Annotated in this window: 14 protein-coding genes; 6 read left to right on the top strand and 8 right to left on the bottom strand. The window is 66.8% G+C overall.

Annotated elements, in window-relative coordinates:
- Positions 1-367 precede the first annotated feature (367 nt).
- Positions 368-1,690: a UDP-glucose dehydrogenase family protein gene (locus tag H7J86_RS30525; RefSeq protein WP_187095404.1), complete on the top strand. Its 1,323-nt coding sequence runs from the start codon at positions 368-370 to the stop codon at positions 1,688-1,690.
- Between the two features lie 3 nt (positions 1,691-1,693).
- Positions 1,694-2,611 carry a glycosyltransferase family 2 protein gene (locus H7J86_RS30520; protein WP_187095405.1) on the top strand — a complete coding sequence of 306 codons (918 nt, stop codon included), beginning with the start codon at positions 1,694-1,696 and terminating at the stop codon, positions 2,609-2,611.
- Positions 2,612-2,618: 7 nt separating this feature from the next.
- Here H7J86_RS30520 and H7J86_RS30515 read toward each other — a convergent pair whose 3' ends face one another.
- Genes H7J86_RS30515 through H7J86_RS30505 form a run of 3 tightly spaced genes read right to left on the bottom strand, consistent with a single transcriptional unit; the run spans position 2,619 to position 5,076 of the window.
- Positions 2,619-3,413 (bottom strand): ABC-2 transporter permease, encoded by a 795-nt coding sequence (locus H7J86_RS30515; protein WP_090357923.1) that lies wholly within the window; start codon positions 3,411-3,413, stop codon positions 2,619-2,621.
- Positions 3,410-4,147 carry an ABC transporter permease gene (locus tag H7J86_RS30510; RefSeq protein WP_235632860.1) on the bottom strand — a complete coding sequence of 246 codons (738 nt, stop codon included), beginning with the start codon at positions 4,145-4,147 and terminating at the stop codon, positions 3,410-3,412. The genes H7J86_RS30515 and H7J86_RS30510 overlap by 4 nt, the downstream gene beginning before the upstream one ends.
- Positions 4,144-5,076, bottom strand: coding sequence for an ATP-binding cassette domain-containing protein (locus tag H7J86_RS30505; RefSeq protein WP_090357921.1), 933 nt, complete (start codon positions 5,074-5,076; stop codon positions 4,144-4,146). Before H7J86_RS30505 ends, H7J86_RS30510 begins: the two co-directional genes overlap by 4 nt.
- 150 nt (positions 5,077-5,226) lie before the next feature.
- Between H7J86_RS30505 and dnaE the strand changes: the two genes are divergently transcribed.
- The 3 genes from dnaE (at position 5,227) to H7J86_RS30490 (ending at position 10,543) form a co-directional block, all read left to right on the top strand.
- Complete coding sequence (gene dnaE, locus H7J86_RS30500) at positions 5,227-8,763, top strand: DNA polymerase III subunit alpha (RefSeq protein ID WP_090357920.1); 3,537 nt, start codon at positions 5,227-5,229, stop codon at positions 8,761-8,763.
- 185 nt (positions 8,764-8,948) lie between these two features.
- Positions 8,949-9,428, top strand: coding sequence for a hypothetical protein (locus tag H7J86_RS30495; protein WP_090357918.1), 480 nt, complete (start codon positions 8,949-8,951; stop codon positions 9,426-9,428).
- Positions 9,425-10,543, top strand: coding sequence for a hypothetical protein (locus H7J86_RS30490; RefSeq protein WP_267295548.1), 1,119 nt, complete (start codon positions 9,425-9,427; stop codon positions 10,541-10,543). The genes H7J86_RS30495 and H7J86_RS30490 overlap by 4 nt, the downstream gene beginning before the upstream one ends.
- Here H7J86_RS30490 and H7J86_RS30485 read toward each other — a convergent pair.
- Both H7J86_RS30485 and H7J86_RS30480 read right to left on the bottom strand, forming a co-directional pair.
- Entirely contained in the window at positions 10,527-11,261 is a 735-nt protein-coding gene (locus H7J86_RS30485) for a hypothetical protein (protein WP_267295546.1), read from the bottom strand. The two genes, H7J86_RS30490 and H7J86_RS30485, sit on opposite strands and share 17 nt — an antisense overlap.
- A gap of 29 nt (positions 11,262-11,290) precedes the next feature.
- Positions 11,291-11,479, bottom strand: a complete 189-nt coding sequence (locus tag H7J86_RS30480; protein WP_267295544.1) for a hypothetical protein — start codon at positions 11,477-11,479, stop codon at positions 11,291-11,293.
- A gap of 147 nt (positions 11,480-11,626) precedes the next feature.
- Between H7J86_RS30480 and ilvA the strand changes: the two genes are divergently transcribed.
- A complete protein-coding gene (gene ilvA, locus H7J86_RS30475; RefSeq protein ID WP_267295542.1) occupies positions 11,627-12,913 on the top strand; it encodes a threonine ammonia-lyase IlvA in 1,287 nt (428 codons plus the stop codon).
- A gap of 37 nt (positions 12,914-12,950) precedes the next feature.
- Here ilvA and H7J86_RS30470 read toward each other — a convergent pair whose 3' ends face one another.
- The 3 genes from H7J86_RS30470 to treY form a co-directional block, all read right to left on the bottom strand.
- Positions 12,951-14,552 (bottom strand): sulfatase-like hydrolase/transferase, encoded by a 1,602-nt coding sequence (locus tag H7J86_RS30470; RefSeq protein ID WP_267295540.1) that lies wholly within the window; start codon positions 14,550-14,552, stop codon positions 12,951-12,953.
- A 63-nt stretch (positions 14,553-14,615) separates the two neighbouring features.
- On the bottom strand, positions 14,616-16,334 hold the full coding sequence (treZ, locus tag H7J86_RS30465; protein WP_267295538.1) for a malto-oligosyltrehalose trehalohydrolase: 1,719 nt from the start codon (positions 16,332-16,334) through the stop codon (positions 14,616-14,618).
- Complete coding sequence (gene treY / locus H7J86_RS30460) at positions 16,331-18,592, bottom strand: malto-oligosyltrehalose synthase (RefSeq protein ID WP_267295536.1); 2,262 nt, start codon at positions 18,590-18,592, stop codon at positions 16,331-16,333. Before treY ends, treZ begins: the two co-directional genes overlap by 4 nt.
- Positions 18,593-18,597: the final 5 nt, after the last annotated feature.

Raw genomic sequence — 18,597 nt, 5'->3', positions numbered from 1 at the left:
TGCTCCTCACTGGTGTCTGGACATTCGGTGCGTCATTGCCCACTCGTGGTGATCAATCTCACTGACGATGCGCGGACCCTAGCAACCAAAAGTTGGTTCTACCAGGAGGTTCTTGGCTCAGCGGGGGTCTGCTCGCCGTCCAGCCAATGCGTGCGGCTTTGCCGTGCAGACGCCGCTACGGCACTACCCGTTGGTGCGGGTGCGTAATGTGGCTGATGTCACATTTGCGGTAATTACCTCCGCATCGGGAGATATCCGCACGCGGTGTGCGGTGCCGTCGTGTGATGTACTGAGCGGCGAACCAGCGCGCTGCGCGTGCTGCGAAATAGTCGACCGATGGCCCCTTCTAGAGCCTGGAGTTCAGCAAATGAGAATGAGCGTGATTGGGACGGGCTACCTGGGCGCCGTTCACGCCGCGTGCATGGCACAAATCGGACATGAGGTCGTCGCCTACGACACCGATGCGTCGAAGATCGCCGCGCTGGCGACCGGCAAGTCGCCGTTCTACGAACCCGGATTCGACGAGCTGCTCACGGAGGTGCTCGGCACCGGCCGGTTGCGGTTCAGTCAATCGGTGCAGGAAGCGGTCTCGGGCGCTTCGGTGCACTTCGTCTGTGTCGGGACTCCGCAGCTGGCCGGCTCCGATGCGGCCAACATCGCCTACGTCGACAGCGCTTTCCGGTCCGTCGCCGCCAGCGCCGACTGCGATGGCCTGATCATCGGCAAGTCGACCGTCCCGGTGGGCACGGCCCAGCGTCTTGCTGCCGAGGTGGCCGATGCAGCGTCGGCCCACCACCTCGAAGTCGCGTGGAACCCGGAGTTCCTCCGGGAAGGAAAGGCGATCGAGGACACCCTGGCGCCGGATCGGCTGGTCTTCGGTGTCACGTCCGAATATGCGGAGAAGACCCTGCAGCAGGTGTACGCCTCCATCATCGAAGCGGGCACACCGCACCTGACCGCAGACCTTCCGACCTCGGAATTGGTGAAGGTGGCCGCCAATGCCTTTCTTGCCACCAAGATCTCGTTCATCAACGCGATGGCCGAGGTGTGCGAGATCGTCGACGCCGATGTGGTGATGCTCAGTCGCGCGCTCGGGTACGACGACCGGATCGGTAAACGATTCCTCAACGCGGGGTTGGGCTTCGGCGGCGGATGCCTGCCCAAGGACATCCGCGCGTTCAGCGCCCGGGCCGGTGAGCTCGGCGCCTCGGACGCGCTGCGATTCCTGCACGAGGTCGACAAGATCAACCTGCGCCGCCGCGAGAAGGCCGTCTCGGTGGCGCGCGCGGTCGTCGGTGGGGAGTTCCTCGGTAAGAGCATCGCCGTGCTGGGTGCGGCGTTCAAGCCGAACAGCGATGACGTCCGCGATTCGCCGGCACTGAACGTGGCGGCCGCGATGCACCTCAAGGGCGCCGACGTGCGCGTGCACGACCCGAAGGCCATCGCGAACGCCAAGGCGCGGTTCCCGACGCTGGGCTACTTCGACAGCGCCGAGGATGCTTGCCGCAACGCGGATCTGATCGTGCTGGCAACCGAGTGGGACGAATACTGCAATATCGATCCCGTCTCGTTCCGGTCGGTCGTCAAAGAACCGCGCCTGCTCGACACCCGGAACGCGATCGACCGCGAGTACTGGTCCAGCGCCGGGTGGCAGGTGTACTCGCTCGGCCGCGGCGGGTTGAACGGCTGATCCATGGCGGGGCAGACCATCGAGGTGATCATCCCTGTCCGGGATATGGCCGACCATCTACCGAAGCTGCTTCGGCCGCTGCTCGATCAGCTCGCCGAAGGTGACCGGGTCACCGTCGTCAACGACGCCTCGACCGATGACACCGAGGCGGTGGCACGTTCGCTGGGCGCCCACGTCGTGACGGTGACCGACAGCCGCGGCCCGTACTACGCACGGCAGCTGGCCGCGAGCAGATCGGTCGCCGACATCCTGCTGTTCATCGACGGGCGGTGCCGTCCGCTGCCCGGTCTGCTCGATGCGCACCGCGAACTCCAGAGCCGGCCGGGAGTCGTGTTGTCGTGCACCAATGTGCGCACCGTGTCCGGGCCCACGCTGGCCGCCCGCATGGCGGCCAAGATGCAACCGTTCATGCTTCCTCGCGGTGGCGGTGCGATGAAAGCCACCATCGGGATGGTGCCGCCCAAACCCGACTACTACCCGACCGCCAATCTCGGTATCGACAGGATTGCGTTCACGAAGGTGGGCGGCTTCAGGGCGATGCGCGGCGGTGGCGACCTCGATATCTGCTGGCGGATCCAGGAACAGCCACTGGGCACGATAGCGACCGACACCAGGGTCCTGATGGAGTGGGAACCGCGCACCGCGATGCGGGATCTGGGGAGCCAGTGGAAGCGCTACGGGCACAGCAACGCCTACCTGCGTTGGGTGCACCACAACGAACGCGGGCAGCAGGGCGAGCACCCGGCGCCGCAGCACTCGGCGACCGAGGCGTGGACGACGCTGCGCGCGGAATTGCGGCGGCCGTTCGGCGAGCTCGCGGCCAACGCGGTGGTCGGCTTGGCGTTCCAGTACGGCTTCGTCTCGGCGTGGCTGAAACGCTCGGAGTTCGAGATGCCGGCCACCTTCGAGGTGACGCCCTGACGGCCGTTCAGCCGTTGACTTTGCCGCCCTCGACCGCGGCTTTGTACCCGCGCACGGTGGCGGGCACGAACAGCGCCCCGATCACCACGGCCCACAGCACGGTGAACAGCATCGGCTGCCATACGTTGCCGCCGGAGGACAGCGCGCGCATCGCCGCCGCCGCCGGCGCCACCGGCTGATACTGCGCCAGGGGGCGCAGCACGGCCGGAAGCCGGTCGAGCGGGATGATCGTCGCGAAGGCCAGGCCCGTGCACAGCGTCTGCGTCCAGGTGAGGATGACCCGGCCCTGCGGCCGCAGGGCCAGCGTGATGACGATCGTGGCGAAGACGACCACGACGATGACCGGGACCAACAGGTAGACGATCAATCCCAGCCAGCCGCCGGAGAACCGGAAGCCCATCACGTATCCGGTGGCCACCACGACCGCCGACCCGGCGAAGGTGCGCACCGCCTCGGCCAGCAGCGCGCCGGTCAACGGCGCCGTCCGGTGCACCGGCATGATCCACAGCCGGGTCAGCAGACCGCTGTCCCGGTCGTAGGGCACCACCAGTCCGGCGCCGATGGCGCCGGACATGGCACCGGCCAGCGTGCACACCGGGATCAGGACGTCCAGCCCACTGTTGCCGGTGAGGCGGACCATCGACTTGCCGACCAGTGCCCCGTAGATGATGAGCAGCAGGGTGGGGAACAGCAGCGCCTGCAGCGGCACCATCGGGTAGCGGCGCCACTGGATGAAGAGCCGACCGGCGAAGACCCAACTCTCCGTGAGCAGGGAATGCCGGTGCGCTGAATCGGAAGTCATGATGTTCGCCCCTGAAGTCGCACGGCGATGGGCCCGAAGACGACCAGCAGGCCGATGCACCAGGCCAGGCTGGTGGCGAGATTGCCCGCCGTGACGTGGCCGCTGGTGAAACCGCGCAGGGTCTCGGTGATCTGCGAGATCGGCTGGTAGCGCACGAAAGTCTGCAGCCACGACGGAAAGGCGTCGACCGGTGCGAGCCCGGTCGACAGCATCACCAAGAGCAACTGCGGGACCAGCAACAGCTGGCTGGCCACCTCGGTGCGACCGGCCTTGCTGCCGGTCGCGTCCGCGCCCAGGGACAGCGCCAGGGTCAGCGTCAGCGACATCAGTACAAAGGCTGCGGCGTAACCGAATCCGCTGTTCAGCCGAAACCCGAACAGATACGCGCCCAGGAGCGCGGCGGTCAGGGCCAGCACCCCGCGGATCAGGCAGTAGGCCATCCGGGCCAACAACGGGGCGTAGGGCGAGATGGGCAGCGTGCGCATGCGGGAGCTGAGTCCGCTGGCCTTCTCCGAGGCGGCCCGGTCGGTGGTGGTGAGCGCACCGAACAGCATCGCCTGCACGACCACCGCCGGCAGGATGTACTGCGCGTAGTTCATCTGACCGGTGGTGATGACATCGCGGAGCAGAAATGTCAGGCCGATCAGCCCGGACATTGGCACCAGAACGGCGAAGACGAGATCCATCCGGCTCTTCCCGAGGATGCGGGCCGTCAGGAGTGCGAACGGCGTCACTTCGAGGTGACCGGGGAGGTGAGGTGCAGGAACACCTCGTCGAGGGAGGGCCTGCGCAGGGAGATGTCGATGAGCTCGACGCCGATCTCGTCCATCCGCCGGAACACCTCGGTCAGCGTGGCCACACCCTTGGGCGCCGGGACCGCCACCGTGGTCGCATCGGTGTCGACCTCGACCTCGTCGAAGTCGGCGAGCGCCGTGGCGATCCGCGACAGGTCGTCGGGATTGAGCGGGGTCATCTCGCAGTAGCTGGAACCGGTCTGGCGCTTGAGCTCGTCGGCGGTGCCGCTGGCGACGATCTGCCCGGCATTGAGGATGACGATGGAGTCGCTGAGGATATCGGCCTCTTCGAGGTACTGGGTGGTCAGCAGGACGGTGATGTCCTGCGCCTTCATCGAGGCCACCAGGTTCCACACATCGCGCCGGCTCCGGGGGTCCAGGCCGGTGGTCGGCTCGTCGAGAAAGAGCACCTTGGGCAGGATCACGAGTGACACGGCGATGTCGATGCGCCGCCGCATACCTCCGGAGTAGCCGCTGACCTGGCGGTCGGCCGCATGGCCCATGTCGAACTGGGTGATGAGCTCTTCGGCCCGGGCGCGGGCCTCGGCGCGGCGCAGGCCGCGCAGACGGCCGAACAAGATCAGGTTCTCCCGCCCGGTCAGCCGCGGATCGAGGGCGGCGTCCTGGCCGGTGACCCCGATGCTGCGGCGCACCTGGGCGGGCTCGGTGGCCACGTCGTAGCCCGCGACGATGGCCCGGCCCGAGCTCGGCTTGAGCAAGGTGGAGAGGATCTTGACGGTGGTCGTCTTGCCTGCGCCGTTGTGGCCCAGCAACGCGCACACGGACCCGGTGGGGACCGAAAAGCTCACGTCGCGCAGGGCGGGAACGCCACCGCCGAAAGTCTTGGCGACATTATTGAGCTCGATCACGGAGTCATACGATACAGCGGACCCGCGGTCCGCGAGTTCCGTGCCTGTGGGCCGAGCCGGGGCCCGGGAATCGGGTGAACCGACACCCGCGAAGACACGGAAGCCGACACGCCGAGAAGTGTCGGTCGGCACCAATAGACTGGCGTGCCTATGAGCTCCTCCTTCGTGCACCTGCACAACCACACCGAATACTCGATGCTCGACGGTGCGGCGAAGGTCAAACCGATGATCGCCGAGGCGCAGCGCCTCGAGATGCCCGCGATCGGGATGACCGACCACGGAAACATGTTCGGTGCCAGTGAGTTCTACAACAAGGCCACCGACGCGGGTATCAAGCCGATCATCGGCATCGAGGCGTACATCGCTCCCGGGTCCCGGTTCAACACCAAGCGCATCACCTGGGGCGACCCGGGACAGAAGGGTGACGACGTCTCGGGTAGCGGTTCCTACACCCATATGACGATGGTCGCCGAGAACGCGACCGGGCTGCGCAACCTGTTCAAGCTGTCGTCGTTGGCCTCCTTCGAGGGGCAGCTCGGCAAATGGTCGCGGATGGACGCCGAGCTGATCGCCGAGAATGCCGAGGGCATCATCGCGACCACCGGTTGCCCGTCCGGCGAGGTGCAGACCCGGCTCCGGCTCGGCCACCAGAAAGAGGCGGTCGAAGCGGCGGCCAAGTGGCAGGACATCTTCGGCAAGGACAACTTCTTCCTGGAGTTGATGGACCACGGCATCGAGATCGAGCGCCGGGTCCGCGAAGGGCTGCTCGAGATCGGCCGCAAGCTGGGCATCCGGCCGCTGGCCACCAACGACTGCCACTACGTGACGCGCGAGGCCTCGCACAACCACGAGGCCCTGCTGTGCATCCAGACCGGCAAGACGCTCTCGGATCCGGCCCGGTTCAAGTTCGACGGCGACGGCTACTACCTGAAATCCGCCGCCGATATGCGGGCGTTATGGGACCCGCAGGTTCCGGGAGCCTGTGATTCCACCCTGCTCATCGCCGAGCGGGTGCAGTCCTACGCCGACGTGTGGACCCCCCGCGACCGTATGCCGGTGTTCCCGGTGCCCGAAGGTCACGACCAGGCCAGCTGGCTGCGCCACGAGGTCCTGGCCGGTCTGAACCGCAGGTTCCCCGACGGTGTGCCGCCGGAGTACCTCGAGCGGGCCGACTATGAGATCAAGGTCATCTGCGACAAGGGCTTCCCGTCCTACTTCCTGATCGTGGCCGACCTCATCAGCTACGCCCAGTCGGTCAACATCCGGGTCGGGCCGGGCCGTGGTTCGGCGGCCGGGTCGCTGGTGGCCTACGCCATGGGCATCACCAATATCGACCCGATACCGCACGGTCTGCTGTTCGAGCGCTTCCTGAACCCGGAACGCCCGTCGGCCCCCGATATCGATATCGACTTCGACGACCGTCGCCGCGGTGAGATGGTGCGCTACGCCTCGGAACGGTGGGGCAGCGACCGGGTGGCCCAGGTCATCACCTTCGGTACCATCAAAACGAAAGCGGCACTGAAGGACTCGGCTCGTGTGCACTATGGGCAGCCCGGGTTCGCGATCGCCGACCGGATCACCAAGGCGCTGCCCCCGCCGATCATGGCCAAGGACATCTCGGTGGCCGGGATCACCGATCCCACCCATGAGCGCTACAAAGAGGCCGCCGAGGTCCGCGCCCTGATCGACACCGATCCGGACGTCCGCACCATCTACGAGACGGCGCGCGGACTGGAAGGGCTGGTCCGCAACGCCGGCGTGCACGCCTGCGCCGTCGTCATGAGTTCCGAGCCGCTCGTCGACGCCATCCCGATGTGGAAGCGGGCGCAGGACGGCGCGATCATCACCGGGTGGGACTACCCGTCGTGTGAGGCCATCGGCCTGCTGAAGATGGACTTCCTGGGCCTGCGCAACCTCACCGTCATCGGTGATGCCCTGGAGAACATCAAGGCCAACCGCGGGATCGATCTGGACATGGATCACCTTCCGCTCGATGATCCGGCCACCTACGAATTGCTTTCCCGCGGAGACACTCTGGGTGTGTTCCAGCTCGACGGCGGACCCATGCGGGACCTGCTGCGCCGGATGCAGCCCACCGGGTTCAACGATATCGTCGCCGTGTTGGCGCTCTACCGGCCCGGCCCGATGGGCATGAATGCGCACAACGACTACGCCGACCGTAAGAACGGCCGTCAGCCGATCAAGCCCATCCATCCCGAACTGGAGGAACCGCTCAAGGAGATCCTGGCCGAGACCTACGGCCTGATCGTCTACCAGGAACAGATCATGTTCATCGCCCAGAAGGTGGCCTCGTACACCATGGGCAAGGCCGACGCGCTGCGTAAGGCCATGGGCAAGAAGAAGCTTGAGGTGCTTGAGGCCGAGTACAAGGGCTTCAAGGAGGGGATGACGGCCAACGGCTTCTCCGAGGCCGCGGTGAAGGCGTTGTGGGACACCATCCTTCCCTTCGCCGGCTACGCGTTCAACAAGTCGCACGCCGCGGGCTACGGGCTGGTGTCGTTCTGGACGGCCTACCTGAAGGCGAATTACCAGGCCGAGTACATGGCCGGCCTGCTGACCTCCGTCGGCGATGACAAGGACAAGGCCGCGGTATACCTGTCGGACTGCCGCCGGCTCGGGATCACGGTGCTACCACCGGATGTCAACGAATCGGTGCACAACTTCGCCTCGGTCGGCCAGGACATCCGCTACGGCCTCGGGGGTGTGCGCAATGTCGGCGGCAACGTGGTGCAGTCGATCATCAACGGGCGTAAGGAGAAGGGGAAGTACACCGACTTCTCCGACTACCTGAACAAGATCGACATCACCGCGTGCAACAAGAAGGTGACGGAATCCCTGATCAAGGCGGGGGCGTTCGACTCACTCGGTCATCCGCGCAAGGGCCTGTTCCTGGTACATGCCGACGCCGTGGACTCGGTGCTGGGCACCAAGAAGGCCGAGGCGATCGGCCAGTTCGATCTGTTCGGCGGCGGCGACGCCGACACCGGGATCGAGTCGGTGTTCGCCATCCCGGTGCCCGACGGCGAGTGGGAGGACAAGCACAAGCTCGCCCTGGAACGCGAGATGCTGGGTCTCTACGTGTCCGGTCATCCGCTCGACGGGGTGGCGCATCTGCTGAGCGCCCAGGTCGACACCCAGATCCCGGCGATCCTGGAAGGCGATATCGCCAACGACACCCAGGTGCGCATCGGTGGCATCCTGGCTTCGGTCAACCGACGGGTCAACAAGAACGGATTGCCCTGGGCCTCGGCGCAATTGGAGGATCTCACCGGCGGTATCGAGGTGCTGTTCTTCCCGCAGACCTATTCGGCGTTCGGTGCCGATATCGCCGACGACGCCGTGGTGCTGGTCGGTGCCAAGGTGGCCATTCGCGATGACCGGATCTCGTTGATCGCCAATGACCTTGTGGTGCCGGACTTCTCGAATGCACAGGCCGACCGGCCGCTGGCGCTCAGCTTGCCCACCCGGCAGTGCACAGTGGACAAGGTCACCGCGCTCAAGCAGGTGCTGGCCCGCCATCCCGGTGTGGCACAGGTTCATCTGCGCTTGATCAGCGGGGAACGCATCACCACTCTGGAGCTGGACCAATCGCTGCGGGTGACACCCTCCTCGGCATTGATGGGCGATCTGAAGGCCCTGCTCGGCCCGGGCTGTCTGGGCGGCTGACGGCTTCCTCGGGGGAGCGAGTCTTTGCGGTGCGAAAAATTAGACGCCGTAAAGTTTGCTGTCGCAAGCAATATGCAGATATTGCCGTGGTGTCGGGGTGCTGCTAAGTTCACTCGCCATAGCTGGTGTCACTGACTGGGGAGAGTCAGGGGCGGCATGCGCCTATCGGCACGGGGGGAGCTGCAATGTCCGTACGCACCGTGCGCATCATTTTCGTTGTCACCGTGCTGTGGGTTGTGGTGCTGCAGTATGTCCTGTTTGCGCTCTGGCGCGGGGAGATATATCCCGCGTTGGCTTTGCCCGGCTTTCCGGCGAAATGCCCGGGCTGTCCGCTCGAAACCGGGGAGCCGACCGGCAAAGAACCCACACTGCGGGTTCTGTTCGCGGACGGGCACACTCAAGAGGTTCCGGTGCAGAATCTCATGCCGCCCGGACCGAAAGTGCGCCTCATGGTCGTCTTCTCCGCCTTCGAGGACGATTCCCTGCGAGAAGATCCGAACGCGGTGAACTGGTTCCGGTCGAGAATTGCCGAGCTGTTCCCCGGCGAACCGGCGGTCGGCGCGGATATCCTGTGGCGCAAGGCAACCTATAAAGCGGCCGACCCCTCGAAAACCGAGTACCAACCGCTACACACGACGCGGATCGTGTTCGGGCCTTCGAGATGAGAATCGCCGAGAGATTCGATCGATGGGTCGAGACCGGTCCGTTCACCTCGGCAGACCTGGGCATCTATCGCATCGTCTATGCGCTGTGCGCGTTGTTCACCGCACCCGATATCACCTGGCTCGGCCGGCAGCCGGACTTCCTGTTCCACGCACCGCCCGGCCCGCTGCGCCTCCTTTCCGGATTTCCCTCACCCACCACGCTTCTCGCCCTGGAAGTGCTCCGCTCGGCTGCGCTGATCCTGCTGGGGCTGGGTCTGTGGACGAAATTCGCCTCGATCGTCACGTGGCTGATGCTCTCCATCACGTACGGATTGACCTACTGCATGGGCAATATCGACCACAACATCTTGGTGGTCATCGCCCCGCTGGTGCTCGCGTTCGCCCATTGGGGAGATCGTTTCTCCCTCGATGCCCTGCGGTGTCGCAGAGACCCTCTGCCGCAACGGCAATGGCCGCTGCGGCTACTGGCGATCCTGGTGGGGTGGGCCTGGTTCGCGGCCGCGGCCACCAAACTCCTGACGGGGTGGCTGTCCTTGTCGAGCGAAGCGGCGCGGGGTTATTTCGTCATCAAGTACCTGACCGTCGGCCGGCAGGTCGGATTGTCGGACTGGGTCGCCGTCCACGATTCGCGTGTCGCTTGGGAACTTCTCGACTGGGTGACGGTGATCTTCGAGTTCTCGATCCTGCTGGCGGTGCCGTGGTGGCGCGCGTTTCGCATCACCCTGGCCATCGCGACGATCTTTCATCTGAGCGTCCTGCTGATCATGAACATCGATTTCAATGCCGCCGTGGTGGCCTACGGCGCCTTCGTGTCGTGGACCGCGGTGGCGCGCAGGACGGGCGCGACCCGGCTGTTCGCCTCGGCGTGGGCGGGGGAGCTGGGCCGCGTGCTGGGTTCCGGCCGGCGCGCGTACCCGGTGCTGGCCCTGGCCGGGGTCACCGTCGGTGCGGTGGCGTGGTTTCTCATGGTCGATCCGGTGGGCAGCATCTCGACCGGACTCATCGGCGGCACCGTGGTCATCGTGCTCGGAGCGGTGATCGGGACGGCCTATCTGGCGATCGAGGTGAAATCGATGCTCGGCATCGGGGCGCGGGACCTCACTTCAGCACGTTGACCGCACGGGCGATGACCAGGGCGATCGTCGACATCGCGACCGAGGCCTGCACGGTCATCATCAACTTGGCCCAACGCGCCAGCGGCATGGTGTCGGTGGGGGAGAAGGCCACCACGTTGGTGAAGCTGACGTACATATAGTCGACGAAGGTCGGGCGCCAGTCGGGTTTGGCCTTGTCGGGGTCCGTCATCTGCGGGAACAGGAAATCCGGGTAGGGCTGCTCGACGGCGTGCCGGGCGAACGGCCCACCGCGGTCCAGCTCCCAGTACCACAACGCGAAGGCCAGGATGTTGGTGACGAAGATGGCCCCGCCACTGCCCAGCAGGACGGCCGCGTCGTTGCTGACGTCGCCCCGCAGGATCCAGTAGTCCAGCATCACGGCGGAGGCCGTGTTGTCGACGGTGATGGCGGCGGTCAGGGCAAGGCTGCCCCAGCGGGCGGCGGTGGTGCGCCGGGACAGCCGCAGCGGGTTGATCGCCACCAGGAGGACCACCAGCATCAGTTCCATGGCCAGCAGCGGCCAGCGCGGCACCACGGTGTAGCGGTCGGGCACAGCGCGCTGCAGCACGACGGCCAGCAGGATCGCCACGAGCACCGGCAGCCGGCTCTCCGGCTCACCGGGGCGCAACCACGACGGCACATGGTGCTCGGCGCCCGAGGCGATGCGCTCCGCCCGCTTGACGAACGCTTCGGCCGGCGTCGGCGGTGTCGGTTCCATCGGATCAGTGTGGCGGCTGATCCTGGGGATCAGTGCGTAACGGCGCCGAGCACGATCCAGGTGAATGCGGCGACGGCCGCCGCGGTCAGCACCGCGGGAGCCGCGCTCGCCGAGAGTGCGCCGACGACCACCAGTGCCAGCACGCCCAGCAGCAGCGCGATCAGCTTGTACGTGGGCCAGGGCACCCCGGCGATACGTACTTCGGGTGGTGCGGTCATAAGGCAACGATAGCTCGCAACCCAGAGTTCGGACAACCGAAACCTTGGATCGGGGCCTCGTGTCGCCTGCCGTCCTGGCGCGAGCCTGCGCAAACCGGTCCCGATGGGTGATTTCCGCTGTCCGAGCTGCAGTGGCACCATGAAGCGGTGTCTGCCGAACTGAGCCAGGATTCCCGTCGAACGCCGCTGACCGTGTCAGCGGCGGATATCGATGACGCGGCTCAGCGAATTTCCGGCGTGGTCACCAAGAGCCCACTGCAATTCAGCGATCGGCTGTCGGGCATCACCGGCGCGCAGGTGTACCTCAAACGCGAAGATCTGCAGGCCGTGCGCTCCTACAAGCTGCGCGGTGCCTACAACCTGCTGATGCAGCTGACCCCCGAAGAACTGGCCGCCGGCGTGGTCTGCGCCTCGGCGGGCAATCATGCCCAGGGTTTCGCCCTGGCCTGCCGGTCCATGGGCGTACACGGCCGGGTGTACGTGCCGGCCAAGACCCCGAAGCAGAAGCGCGACCGGATCCGCTATCACGGCGGTGAGTTCATCGAACTGATCGTCGGCGGCAAGACCTTCGATCTGGCGGCCGCGGCGGCGGCCGACGACGTGGCCCGCACCGGGGCCACCCTCGTCCCGCCGTATGACGACCCGCGCACCATCGCCGGGCAGGGCACCATCGGCGCGGAGATCCTGGCCCAGCTGCCCGACGAACCCGACCTGGTCATCGTGCCGGTCGGCGGTGGCGGCTGCATCTCCGGCATCACCACCTACCTGTCCGAGCGGACCACCGCCACGGCGGTGCTCGGCGCGGAGCCGGCCGGCGCCGCGTCGATGATGGCGGCGCTGGCGGCGGGTGAACCGGTGACGCTCGAGCATGTGGACCAGTTCGTCGACGGTGCGGCCGTGGCGCGCGCGGGCACGCATACCTATGCCGCGCTGGCCGCGGCGGGGGACATGGTGTCGATCACCTCGGTGGACGAGGGCGCGGTGTGTACCGCGATGCTGGATCTCTATCAGAACGAGGGCATCATCGCCGAGCCGGCGGGCGCCCTGTCGGTCGCAGCGCTGCTTGAGGCGGGCATCGAGCCGGGGTCGACGGTGGTGTGCATCATCTCCGGCGGCAACAACGACGTGTCCCGTTACGGCGAGGTCCTGGAGCGTTCGCTCGTGCACCTCGGCCTGAAGCACTACTTCCTGGTCGACTTCCCGCAGGAACCCGGGGCGCTGCGCAACTTCCTCGACGGCGTCCTCGGTCCCAATGACGACATCACGTTGTTCGAGTACGTCAAGCGCAACAACCGGGAGACGGGCGAGGCGCTGGTGGGCATCGAGATGGGGTCGGCCACCGATCTCGACGGCCTGCTGCTGCGAATGCGCGAATCAGACTGCCACATCGAGCGTCTGGAGCCCGGTTCGCCGACCTATCGGTACCTGACCTAGGTCGCCTCGATCGTCCTACCGGGCCCACGTGCGGTGATCAGTAGAGTGTGGAGCCCTTCTTGGTCATCTCGATCAGGTCGCCGATGCCCTCGTCCTGGGCAGCCTTCAGATAACCCGGTAGGGGTTGGTTGATCTCTTGCGGGATCACGGAGTCGAGGATCAGGTCCTGCAGTTCTCGAGCCTTCGGATCCGGGCGTTTCTGGTCGGTGACCTCCAGCCGGCCGTCATCGCTGCCGTAGTCGTAGAACTCGAGCTCCTGTTCGGCGGCGGGATCGATCTGTGTGGAGCCGGTCTTCCAATGCGAGTACAGGCCGGCCTTGGCATCGGCGGTCCGCACGCCCACAACGTGGGCGGCGGCGTCTCCTCCGTGGTTGCCCCCGACCTCATCGGTGGTGTGGGCGATCCAGTGCCGCCCCGGTGCGGCCCCGTCGCGGCAGATCTCGGCCATGTCAGCGCGACCGGCCAGGTGCTGATACCGGTTGTCGGCGCGCCACTGACCGCCGCCGGTGGCGATGGTCAGCAGGAGGGGTGCCACGTCGACACTGGAGGTGAGTTGGGTGCGGCTGCCTCCGGGGTCGGGTGTGAGTCTCTTCGACGGGTCCCGCACGTAGAGCGGAATCCGGATGCCTTCTTCGTATATCCCGGAGCCCTTGGCGCGCATGCCATGTGAGCCGCCGTACTCGCCATGGTCGGCGGTGAACAGCACCACGGTGTCCGCGTCGACGTCGGGGCGGGTGGCCAAGGCGTCGAGAACCTTGCCGATCTGGACGTCGACCTGCTGCTGTAGCCACAGGTACAGGCTCAGATACTGAGTCCACTGTTCGGTGACGTCGGCACCTGCATAGGGCATCGACCCTGCAGACGTCTGCATGGCCTGTATCTGGTTGAGCTGCGCCCGTGGCTTCCCGCGCTCATGCATCAGATCGGGTGTCTCCCAGTTGGGCGGCAGCGCAGAGAATTCAACGGGGATCGGCACCGGGGCCTCCCATTTGGGCCAGAACATGATGTCATGCGGATTGACCAGCGACACCGTGGTGCACCACGGAGTTTTACCCGCGTTGTCGTGAAACCAGCTCACGAACTGGTCGGCGATCTGCCCGTCGTGTGCCAGCCCGTCCCCAGGCTTCCCATCCGGGGACGGGAACGTTCCCCCTTCGAAGCCGTAGGCGTGCAGGGCATCCGGCTGTCGATCCGGCACCCGGCCGAGATGCCACTTGCCGTACCAGTACGCCTGGTATCCCAGTTCGCGGAGCATCGAACCCCAGGTGGGGAACTTCGGGGACAACGTCGACGCCCCGACCAACTGGCAACCGGTTTGGTGCGAGTAGAGCCCGGTGACCAGCGCACCCCGAGCTGCGGTGCACACGTTCGCCGCCGTGTAATGCCGCTCGAAGAACACCGCAGCGCGCCGGATACGGGCAATGTTGGGTAACAGGACATCGAGCTTGTCCTGGGCCGGAAACCACATCGGAGAACGCATCTCGTCGACGACGATCACCAGGATGTTCGGTCGGGCGGCGGAGTTCTGAGGTACTGCCGGTTTCGGTGAGCACGACGTCAACGCAGCGGACCCGAGCGATACCGAAGCGGCCGCGACGGCCCCACCGATCAACACCCGCCGGCGATCGAACGCACGCATGGCGTCCAAGCTAGAGATTCAACCTGTCCGCGACCTGGGGACCACCGATTTCTCGGACCCGCCCTAGCCGGTGCCGCGCAGCAACGCGAACGACTGTCCCGGCAGGCGGGTGCCGGTGCCGTCCGGCGTGGGATCCTCCGATGCCAGCACCGTGGTCCCGGCCACCGGAACCGTCACCGCGTCGGTGCCCAGGTTGCAGGCCACCGCCAGCGCGCCGCGGTACATCACGATCCAGCGGGCATCCTCGTCGTAGTCGACGCGCAGATGGGTCAGCCACGGGTCGGCGAAGTCGGGTTCGTGGTGCCGCAAGGCGATCAGGCCGCGGTAGAGCTCCAGCAGGCGGGCGTGCTCGCCGGTGGACAGCTCGTCCCAGTTCAGCTTGGACCGCTCGAAGGTGCCCGGGTCCTGGGGGTCGGGGATCTCGTCGGCATCCCACCCGTGCGCGGCGAACTCGGCCTTGCGGCCCTCGGCGGTGGCCCGGCCCAACTCGGGTTCCGGGTGCGAGCTGAAGAACTGGAACGGGCTCGTCGAGCCCCACTCCTCACCCATGAACAGCATGGCGGTGTACGGAGAACCAAGTGCCAGAGCGGCTTTCACCGCGAGCTGGCCGAACGTCAGATTCTGCGACGGCCGGTCCCCGACGGCCCGATTGCCCACCTGGTCATGGGTGAGGGTGTAGGCCAGCAGTCGAGTGGCGGGGATCGTGGTGATATCCAGCGGCCGGCCGTGCCGACGATGCCGGAACGACGAGTAGGTGCCGGCGTGGAAGTAGCCGTGCGTCAGGGTCTGCGCGAGGGTCTGCAGGGAGCCGAAATCGCGGTAGTAGCCTTGCCGTTCACCCGAGACCGCGGTGTGGATGGCGTGATGGATATCGTCGTCCCACTGCGCGGTCATCCCGAGCCCGCCCCGGTCGCGCGGAGTGATCAGCCGCGGATCGTTGCGGTCGCTCTCGGCGATCAGCGACAGTGGGCGGCCCAGTTCGGTTGCCAGCGCCTCGGTTTCGCCGGCCAGCTCTTCCAGGATGTGGATCGCGGTGGTGTCCACCAGTGCGTGCACCGCGTCCAGCCGCAGACCGTCCGCACCGAAGACACGCATCCAGCGCAGCGCGCAGTCCAGGATGTAGCGGCGCACCTCGTCGGCGTCGGCGTCGGCGATATTGATCGATTCGCCCCACGGGTTGCTGCCCGTCGACAGGTAGGGCCCGAACCGCGGCAGGTAGTTGCCGGACGGTCCGAGATGGTTGAACACGGCGTCGATCAGCACGCCGAGACCGCGGGCGTGGCAGGCATCCACGAAGCGCAGCAGTCCATCCGGCCCGCCGTAGGGTTCGTGCACGGCGTACCACAGCACACCGTCGTAACCCCAGCCGTGCGTGCCGCCGAAGGCGTTGACCGGCATCACCTCGACGAAATCGACGCCGAGCCGGACCAGATGGTCCAGCTTCTCGATGGCCGCGTCGAACGTGCCCGCGGGGGTGAACGTGCCCAGATGCAGTTCGTAGATCACCGCACCTTCGACGGACCGGCCGGCCCACGGTGCCGGAGCGGCCTGCGGTTCCCACCGGGCCGACGGCGCATGCACCCCGTCGGGCTGCCGGGCCGAACGGGGATCCGGCAACACCGTCTCGTCGTCGTCGAGGACGAAACCGTAGCGGCTTGCGGGCCCGGCCGGCACGTCCGCACGCCACCAGCCGTCCGCGCCACGGGTCATCGGGTGCACTACCCCGTCGACGTCGAGGCGGACCAGTTCGGGGCGTGGCGCCCACACGGCGAAGGCGGTCATGCGGCCCGCTCCAGCAGCGACACCGGCAGTTCTCCGAACAGTTCGGCCGCCGGCACCGTGCCGGTGAACGTCCGGCCACCGATCCGGTCGGTCCAGGTCCCCGGCGGCAGCGTGAGAGTGGTCTCACCCCAACCTGTTTCGCCCAGCCGGAGGGTCCACCTGGTCACCGCCACCAGGACATCGTCACCGCGCAGGTAGGCCACCATGTGATCGGCGGCCGCTCCCTGCGCCTGGAGCGGATGGTGGCCACCGGCCAGGAAGGTGTCCGGTTTGTCGTGGCGCAGCCGCAATGCGGCGTGCACCACCCGGATCTTGGGATCGCTCCCGTCGGCCAGTGCGGCCCGGCGGGCTTCGTAATCGACGGGGCGCCGGTTGTCCGGGTCGACGAGGCTGTCATCGGGCAGTTCGGTGCCCTGGTAGACATCGGGGATACCGGGCACCGTCAGGGCCAGCAGCTTCTGACCGATCGCGTCGCTGACTCCGTGCGGGCCCAGCTGCCCGACCAGCGCGGTCAACTCGGTGGCGACGGGGCCGTCGATGATCGAGTCCAGCCAGGCGTGCACCGCAGATTCGAACTCGTCGTCGGGGTCGTTCCACGTGGTGTGCATGCCTGCCTCGCGGATCGCCTTCTCGGCGTAGGTGTGCAGCCGGGTGCGCAGCGCGTCGCTGACGTCTCCGTCGGCCGGCCACACCCCGAAGATGTTCTGCCACAGGAATGCCGCGGTCTGCTCATCGGGTGCGAGCACCACGTGCGACCACCGCCGGATCCGCTCGGACCACACCTCGGCCGCCTGGGACAGCACGCCGATGCGGGCCCTGACGTCCTCGCTGCGCTTGGTGTCGTGCGTGGAGGTGGTGACCATGGCGCGCGGCCACAGCCGGGCCCGGGTGGCGGACCGCAGATGGAATTCGGCTGCGCTCACCCCGAAGTCCTCGGGCTCACCACCGACCTCGTTGAGCGATACCAGGCGGGCGTCCCGGTAGAACAGGCAGTCCTCGACGGCTTTTGCGGTGACGGCGCCGCACAGCTGCTGGATCCGTTTGTCCGCCTCGGCCCCGCCCGCCAGGGCTGCGGCGATGATCTGCAGTGGCTCCGCGAGTTCGGTTCGGGTGGCGGCGGTTTCGGCGATCGCGACCGGACCGACCGCGGCCAGGCTCGGATAGTCGAACCGGTACACCCCGATGTGGGTGAGCAGCGCGGTGATCGCCTCGGCCAGCAGCGGGTGATCGCTGCCCACCTCGGCGACGATCACCCGGCGCAGCCGGGCCAGTTCGCTGGCCAGGGTGGTGGTGGCCGCCGCCGTCTTGAGCAGTCGGGTCTGTTCGGCGTTGTCGGCCGCGTACAACGCGGTCAGAGCCGGTGCGCCCGTGGGATCGATGAACACCCCACCCACCTCGCGCAGGGCGTCGTACCCGGTGCCGCCGTCGACCGGCAGCGCGGTGTCCAAGGGTTCGTCGGGCGCCAGGATCTTCTCGATGACGATCCACGCCCGCGGGCCGACCAGCTCGCGCAACCGCACCAGATAGCCGGCCGGGTCGGTGAGGCCGTCCGGATGATCGATGCGCAGCCCGTCGACCAGCTCGTCGGTGAACCAGCGCCGCACCTCGGCATGCGAGGCGGCGAACACCTGCGCATCTTCCTGCCGTAACCCGGCCAGTGAGGTGATCGAGAAGAACCGTCGGTAGCCGCACAGGTTGTTGCGCCAGCCGATCAGCGTGTAGTGCTGCCGCGCATACACTTCGGCGGGGGTGCCCTCGGCGGTACCCGGCGCGATCGGCCACACCCGGTCGCCCAGTCGCAGCAACCCGCCGTCGATCTGCAGGCCGTCGACATCGTCATCGGAGCCCAGCACCGGCAGCACGACGCGGCCATCGGCCAGGTCCCAGTCGATGTCGAAGAAGGATGCGAACGCCGACTTGCGGCCGTGCGTCAGTACATCCCACCACCACGGATTGTCCCGCGGCGACTCCACCCCGACGTGGTTGGGCACGATATCGACGACGAGGCCGAGCCCACGCGCCCGGGCCGCCGCCGAAAGTCGTTGCAGGCCTTCGGCTCCGCCCAGCTCAGCGGACACCGTGGTCGGGTCGGTGACATCATAGCCGTGCGTCGAACCGGCGTTGGCGGTCAGGATGGGGGACAGGTACAGGTGTGACACCCCGAGCTCGGCCAGGTAGTCCAGCAGCTTCTCGGCGTCGGCGAAGGTGAACGAATCGCCGCGCAGCTGAAGGCGATACGTCGAAAGAACGGCTGCCACGGGCC

Source organism: Mycobacterium hackensackense (assembly GCF_025822555.1).
Lineage (GTDB): Bacteria > Actinomycetota > Actinomycetes > Mycobacteriales > Mycobacteriaceae > Mycobacterium > Mycobacterium fluoranthenivorans.
Note: the sequence above shows the minus strand (reverse complement) of the source record. Positions and strands in the feature narration are given on the sequence as shown.

Bases quoted from the DNA above. Each gene is read 5' to 3' on its own strand.
- H7J86_RS30525 (WP_187095404.1), top strand. From the start codon at position 368: ATGAGAATGAGCGTGATTGGGACGGGCTACCTGGGCGCCGTTCACGCC.
- H7J86_RS30520 (WP_187095405.1), top strand. From the start codon at position 1,694: ATGGCGGGGCAGACCATCGAGGTGATCATCCCTGTCCGGGATATGGCC.
- H7J86_RS30515 (WP_090357923.1), bottom strand. From the start codon at position 3,413: ATGACTTCCGATTCAGCGCACCGGCATTCCCTGCTCACGGAGAGTTGG.
- dnaE (WP_090357920.1), top strand. From the start codon at position 5,227: ATGAGCTCCTCCTTCGTGCACCTGCACAACCACACCGAATACTCGATG.
- H7J86_RS30495 (WP_090357918.1), top strand. From the start codon at position 8,949: ATGTCCGTACGCACCGTGCGCATCATTTTCGTTGTCACCGTGCTGTGG.
- H7J86_RS30490 (WP_267295548.1), top strand. From the start codon at position 9,425: ATGAGAATCGCCGAGAGATTCGATCGATGGGTCGAGACCGGTCCGTTC.
- H7J86_RS30485 (WP_267295546.1), bottom strand. From the start codon at position 11,261: ATGGAACCGACACCGCCGACGCCGGCCGAAGCGTTCGTCAAGCGGGCG.
- H7J86_RS30480 (WP_267295544.1), bottom strand. From the start codon at position 11,479: ATGACCGCACCACCCGAAGTACGTATCGCCGGGGTGCCCTGGCCCACG.
- H7J86_RS30470 (WP_267295540.1), bottom strand. From the start codon at position 14,552: ATGCGTGCGTTCGATCGCCGGCGGGTGTTGATCGGTGGGGCCGTCGCG.
- treZ (WP_267295538.1), bottom strand. From the start codon at position 16,334: ATGACCGCCTTCGCCGTGTGGGCGCCACGCCCCGAACTGGTCCGCCTC.